Genomic DNA, 6,213 nt, shown 5'->3' with positions numbered 1-6,213 from the left:
TCCACCAATACGATTTGACAGAGACCCTTTACTTTTTTGATTGGCAGTAATGAAATCAACGGCCTGACCGACTGTAGAAAGCTTTTCAGCATCCTCATCGGAAATCTCAGCACCAAATGCATCTTCTAATTCAAGCACAAATTCCACGATATCAATAGAATCTGCATTCAAATCTGTTTTAAAATTCAAGTCGTTCGTTACTTTTGCCTTATCAACATCAAAATGATCAACAATGATGTCAGAAATCTTATTAAATACTTCTTCTTTAGTCATGTGCTACTCCTTAGTCATTTAAATACTCAAATAAGTTTAATGGTTTTCTGACAATTTGTCTACAAAAAAAGTTAAATTTCCTTATTTTGCTCACTTCGTGTTGCAAAATAATCTGCTAAGTTTGTAGTCAAGTTTGTGTCTACCATCTGGCGAAGCTGACTTAAGGCATGGTAAATTTGCGTTTCATTGCTTGAGCCGTGCGCTTTAACAACGGGAGCCTTTACTCCCAACAATACTGCCCCACCATGTTTTGAATAATCCATTTTATCTTGGACAACTTTAAATACAGGTTTTAACATTAAGCCACCTAATTTACCCTGCACACCAGAGTCTAAAATACTGTGCTTAATTAATTTTAACAGTGATAATGCCGTTCCTTCCGTATTTTTCAAAACAGCATTACCAGTAAAACCATCCGTAACTACCACATCCGCAGTTCCGTTCAATAATTCTCGTGACTCAATGTTACCAACAAAATTCAAATTAGAATCCTTGGCAAGGGCCTGGTAAGTTTCTTTATGAAGTGTATCGCCTTTGTCTTCTTCCGCACCATTATTTAATAATGCGATTCTTGGATTAGTAATCCCGGCAACGTTACTACTGTAAAAGTTACCCAAGATTGCAAATTGCTGTAAGTTTTTAACTTTACTTTCGGCGTTGGCACCCACATCCAACATTGTGAATGAATCTTGTGGCCCTGCTAGAGAAGGTAAAGTTGTTGTCATTCCGGGGCGGTCGATCCCCTTAATTCGGCCAATAATAAATAAACTTGCAGCCAGAAGAGCTCCTGTATTGCCGGCCGAAAAAAGGGCATCCGTTTTTCCATCTTTAACCGACTGCGCTGCTAAAACAAGTGAAGATGTTTTCTTCTGGCGAACTGCGCGAACAGGTTCGTCACCCATCTCAATTTCAGAATCTGTGTGCACAATAGTAATTCGTTCGCCATTTTTCAAGTATTTCCTTATTTGATCTTCTTTACCAAATAAAATAAACTTGGTATCTGCAAATTCATCTCTTGCCAATTCAACTCCTTGAACAACTTTTTCAGGAGCGTAATCGCCACCCATTGCATCAACTGCTAATTTCATCTACTATCCCTCTTTTATATTTTTAATCAAAGTTTGCATTTCTTTTCATTACAATTTCTAAATATTCATTCAAATACTCAAACTCCGGTACAGTCTGCCATTTTTCTGTATGCACAATTTTGCTAGCTTCCAATTGAGCGGTTTGCAAGGCACCAATATCAACGATTGGATCACCGATACGAAACTCAGGGACTCCCGATTGTTTATTTCCAAAAACATCACCAGAACCACGTAACTGAAGATCTGCTTCCGATATCTTAAACCCATCATTGGACTGTGTCATAATCTTCATCCGCTTAATCCCTGTTTCATTTTTAGGATCTGCCACCAATATACAGTAAGCCTGATCCTGACCACGACCAACTCGTCCACGTAATTGATGAAGCTGCGCCAGTCCAAATCGATCAGCGTCATAAATAATCATCACTGTGACGTTGGGGACATCCACACCAACCTCAATTACAGTTGTAGAAACCAATAGCTGAAATTGATTATCTTTAAATTGCTGCATGATTTCATCTTTTTCATCTGACTTCATGCGGCCATGAAGCAGTCCAACTTTATATTTCGGACTAAATACTTCTTGCAATTGCTCATACAGTGCCACTGCATTTTTTAAATCTAAAGTTTCAGATTCCTCGATTAAGGGCGTTACAACAAACGCTTGGTGTCCAGCTTCAAACTGCCGTTTAACAAAATCTAACATGCCATTTACATTATTGCTTTTAACCCAGCTTGTCAAAACTGGTTTCCGTCCTTTTGGCATTTGATCAATAATCGATACATCCATCTCTCCATATGATGTAATGGCTAGGGTTCGTGGAATTGGCGTTGCCGTCATAGCTAAGACATCCGCATTCATTCCCTTTTTGCGGAGAGCTTCACGTTGTTTTACCCCAAAACGATGTTGTTCATCAATCACTACTAATCCTAAATTTTTAAAAACTACATCATCTTGAATTAATGCATGTGTCCCAATTAACAGATTAATGTCACCATGTTCAATCCCATGTAACAAAGCTTTGCGTTGCTTAGATTTCGAACCAGAAGCACCCGTCAGCAAGCCAATATTAACGTCTGTGCCTTCGAAAATCTTTGTTAAGTTATTTGCATGCTGTTCCGCTAAAATCTCTGTAGGAGCCATTAAAGCTGTCTGATAACCAGCTGTAATAGCTGCGTACATAATAATGGCTGCCACAATGGTCTTCCCACTCCCAACATCTCCTTGTAAGAGGCGATTCATTCTAATGGGGCGTTTGAGATCATAACAAATTTCATTAACTACCCGTTTTTGCGCATCTGTTAGCTCATAAGGAAGTTTAGCAACAAAAGCCTTAATTTTCCCAATATCATACGCAATTGCGGTTCCATTATCAACCTGATCTCGTCGTTTAAGCAATTGTAATTCCATTTGAAAAATAAAAAATTCTTCGAAAGTAGCCGTTCGTCGGGCGATCTTTGCAGCCTTAACATCCTTAGGAAAATGTAAGTCATGAATCATCGTGCGCCGATCAATCAATCGATACTTTTTAACTAACGTCTGTGGTATCAACGTTTTTATTTGATCATTGTAAAGATCAAATGTCTGAGTTACTAATTTTTTTATTGTATTCTGACGAATATGTTGATTAGCCGGATAAATAGCCTCAATATTTGCGGAATCCGAAGTTGAAAAAGGCAACAGTTTCATCCCCGTTAAACTCCGTCTTCGTGCATCCCATTTACCATATACTGCAAACTTTTCGTTCATGACTAATTGCTTTTTTAACCATGGTTGATTAAAAAACGTAACCATCACAGATTCTTGATTAGTTAGCAAACGAAAATTAAGGCGATTCTTTTTTCGACCATAGCGGGCCAAGACCGGTTCTGATGCAATGGTACCCTCTAAAGTAACTTTTTGCTGATCAACTAGTTCCGTCATGTTTTGTGGGCGTAAATCTTCATACCGAAACGGAAAATACAATAATAAATCTTCGATTGTATAAATTCCCAGTTCATTTAATGCTTTGGCACGTTGCAACCCAACTCCCGGAAGTTTAGTGATGGGAGAAAAAAGGGTATGTTCTTCAGTCATATGTCGACTTCCTAACTACAAAAAGAGGTGGATATAATTCCAGCCTCTTCATTTTTCCAATTATTCAACTGATACGATGAACGGATAAACAGGTTGATCCCCCTCATGGATTTCAATCTCAAGTTCATCATCTAATTTTTGAATCTCACTTTCAAGCTTTTCAGCTTCAGACTTCTTCGTGTCCTCACCATAAATAATTGTAACAATTTCACTATCTTCATCCAACATCAATTTTACCATTTCACTAGCAGCATCAAGCAGATTAGATTTTGAAGTCTCAATTTTACCATCGACAATCCCAATGAAATTGCCCTTTTTAATTTTTTTGCCTTGAACAGTAGTATCGCGAATGGCGGTCGTAACTTCACCGCTTTTAACGGAACTCAAGTTATCTTCCATTGCGTTCACATTACTGTTCAAATCATTTTCTGGGTTAAAGCCCATCAAAGCTGTCATTCCCTGTGAAATATTGCGACTATGCACAATTTGTGCGGGAATATCCGTAACTTGAATGGCCTGTTCAGCGGCCAAAAAGATATTTTTATTGTTCGGTAAAACGATTGCCCGTTTTGCATGAGAATCATTAATCGCAGCAACAATGTCCGCTGTACTTGAATTCATCGTCTGGCCACCATTAATTATATGCGTTACACCAAGGCTGCGGAATAGCTTGTCAACACCCGCTCCGGAGGCAATTGCAATAATTGCTGTCCCCTTTGTGTCTAATGTCTGTTCTGGAACTTCCGTCGACTCATCTTTCTCAATAATCTCTTCTTGTTGTTGACGCATATTGTCAACCTTTACAGTTGCGAGATCACCAAACTGTTGTCCCCAAGCCAAAACTTTTCCGGGATGTTCAGTATGCACATGAACCTTAACAACGTCGTCATCATTAACAACTAATAGGGAATCACCTAATTTTGCCAAATAATTATAGAAAGTATCGTAATCAAACTCTTGTTTAACTTGAAGACCCTTCCCAATTCGAACCATAATTTGAGTACAATAACCGAATTTAATGTCAGCAGGATCAATTTTTCCCTGAACACTTTGATGGTGTTTTGCATCAACCATTTCGTCCATTTGCTCCTCATCAGGTTCATCATCACTTTGTGCACGGCCATTCAAAACATCATCAAATGCTTCAAAAACAAACGTTAAGCCTTGGCCACCTGAATCAACAACGCCGACTTCTTTCAACACTGGTAAAAGATCAGTTGTTTTTTTCAAAGCTTCTTTACCAGCCTTAGTTACAGCATCCATAACCTGGACGATATCGTCCTGTTCCGCAGCTGCTTCTTTACCAGCCTTAGCCGCTTCACGAATCACTGTGAGGATAGTTCCCTCGGTTGGCTTCATAACAGCCTTATAAGCAGTCTGTGCCCCTTCTACAAATGCATCAGCTAAATCTTGAGCAGTGAGGGTTGCTTTATTCTCAACACTTTTAGAAAAACCACGAAAAATTTGGGAAAGAATAACACCAGAATTACCCCGAGCTCCCATTAATAAACCTTTAGCTAATGCCCCTGCCAGTTTACCAACATGTTCACTCGGTTCATCTCTTTCATATTTAGCACCGCTTTCCATTGACAAACTCATATTAGTCCCTGTATCCCCATCTGGAACTGGGAAAACATTTAATGAGTTAATGAAATCTGCATGCTTTTTTAACTTTTGTGCACTTGTTTGGATCATTTGATTAAATTCTTGGTTAGTGATTTCAGTCGTTGCCACTTTCAATTATAAATTCCTCCTTGTTTCAGTCCTTCGTAATTAAGCCCCTAAGACCTTTACACCCTGGACAAAAACATTCACAGAGTTTGCTGAAACACCTAACATTGATTCTAAATTATATTTTACTTTTGATTGAACATTCTTTGAGACTTCGGAAATTTTTGTGCCATAACTTACAATAATATACACATCAATGGCAACCCCATTGTCTTGTTGACGTACAACAACACCTTTAGAATAATTTTCTTTACGTAAAATTTCGTTTAAATTATCACGAATTTGGCTTTTGCTTGCCATGCCAACAACGCCATAATTATCTGTTGCGCCACCGCCTACTACTGTTGCGATCACGTCGTTAGAAACATCAACGGTTCCGTTTTTTGTCTGAATTTTTACAGCCATTAGTAATAGCCTCCTTAAATCAAATCATCGTTTTGATATCAACGATATTTTACCATACTTCAACAAAGCAATAAACGCAACACTCTTTCGGGCAATTGCACCTACTGATTCTCTGAATAGTTGTCCTAAAGCCATTTTAACAAAAATCATAACTTTTCTAAATGGTTACATTTAATTAGATCTCGTCACGCTTGCCTAATCATCAAAAACCGTTTAGAATCAACCAGAATTCATTAAATGGTAATTCTTCTAAAATTAGAATTCAAAATATAATTTAAAAATAGACTGTCAAGTAAATATACTTGAAAGAAAAACATTGCATTCCCTCGGTATCTATGATAAGTTATTTAGGTGAGTTAAAAAGAATTCTATGATATATTATGATATATATAGAAGCGACAAAGGAGGATTTTAAAAATGGCAAAAGACTTTGTCACCGGTCGTCGTACCCACTTTGGCAACACGCGTTCACACGCTTTGAATCATAGTCGCCGAAGCTGGAAACCAAATTTGCATAAGGTCCGCATTCTTGTGGATGGAAAACCAAAACGCGTTTGGGTTTCTGCTCGAGCATTAAAATCAGGCAAAATCAAACGTGCATAAAAAAAGATTGGGTCTCTGTCAAATCGTATTGGTGGA

The 6,213-nt window shown here is 38.1% G+C and carries 6 protein-coding genes; 1 reads left to right on the top strand and 5 read right to left on the bottom strand.

Features of this window, described 5'->3' with window-relative positions; all coding sequences use genetic code 11:
- The 5 genes from acpP to IV84_RS09225 form a co-directional block, all read right to left on the bottom strand.
- Positions 1-273, bottom strand: a 273-nt coding sequence (gene acpP / locus IV84_RS09245; protein WP_081036102.1) for an acyl carrier protein, incomplete at its 3' end; no start/stop codon positions are given.
- A 71-nt stretch (positions 274-344) separates the two neighbouring features.
- Positions 345-1,361, bottom strand: a complete 1,017-nt coding sequence (plsX, locus tag IV84_RS09240; protein ID WP_046870839.1) for a phosphate acyltransferase PlsX — start codon at positions 1,359-1,361, stop codon at positions 345-347.
- 22 nt (positions 1,362-1,383) lie between these two features.
- The gene (gene recG / locus IV84_RS09235; protein WP_046870838.1) at positions 1,384-3,438 is read right to left on the bottom strand and encodes an ATP-dependent DNA helicase RecG; all 2,055 of its coding nucleotides are present in this window, start codon (positions 3,436-3,438) and stop codon (positions 1,384-1,386) included.
- A gap of 60 nt (positions 3,439-3,498) precedes the next feature.
- Positions 3,499-5,172, bottom strand: coding sequence for a DAK2 domain-containing protein (locus IV84_RS09230; RefSeq protein WP_100212867.1), 1,674 nt, complete (start codon positions 5,170-5,172; stop codon positions 3,499-3,501).
- A gap of 39 nt (positions 5,173-5,211) precedes the next feature.
- A complete protein-coding gene (locus IV84_RS09225; RefSeq protein ID WP_046870837.1) occupies positions 5,212-5,574 on the bottom strand; it encodes an Asp23/Gls24 family envelope stress response protein in 363 nt (120 codons plus the stop codon).
- 417 nt (positions 5,575-5,991) lie between these two features.
- On the opposite strand from IV84_RS09225, the gene rpmB reads away from it, so the two are divergent.
- Entirely contained in the window at positions 5,992-6,177 is a 186-nt protein-coding gene (rpmB, locus tag IV84_RS09220) for a 50S ribosomal protein L28 (protein ID WP_046870836.1), read from the top strand.
- Positions 6,178-6,213: the final 36 nt, after the last annotated feature.

Source organism: Pediococcus damnosus (assembly GCF_001437255.1).
Classification (GTDB): domain Bacteria; phylum Bacillota; class Bacilli; order Lactobacillales; family Lactobacillaceae; genus Pediococcus; species Pediococcus damnosus.
The sequence above is the reverse complement of the archived record's forward strand: the minus strand, read 5'-3'. Positions and strand labels throughout refer to the sequence as shown.

Coding starts and splice junctions, on each gene's coding strand:
- plsX (WP_046870839.1), bottom strand. CDS start 1,361: ATGAAATTAGCAGTTGATGCAATGGGTGGCGATTACGCTCCTGAAAAA.
- recG (WP_046870838.1), bottom strand. CDS start 3,438: ATGACTGAAGAACATACCCTTTTTTCTCCCATCACTAAACTTCCGGGA.
- IV84_RS09225 (WP_046870837.1), bottom strand. CDS start 5,574: ATGGCTGTAAAAATTCAGACAAAAAACGGAACCGTTGATGTTTCTAAC.
- rpmB (WP_046870836.1), top strand. CDS start 5,992: ATGGCAAAAGACTTTGTCACCGGTCGTCGTACCCACTTTGGCAACACG.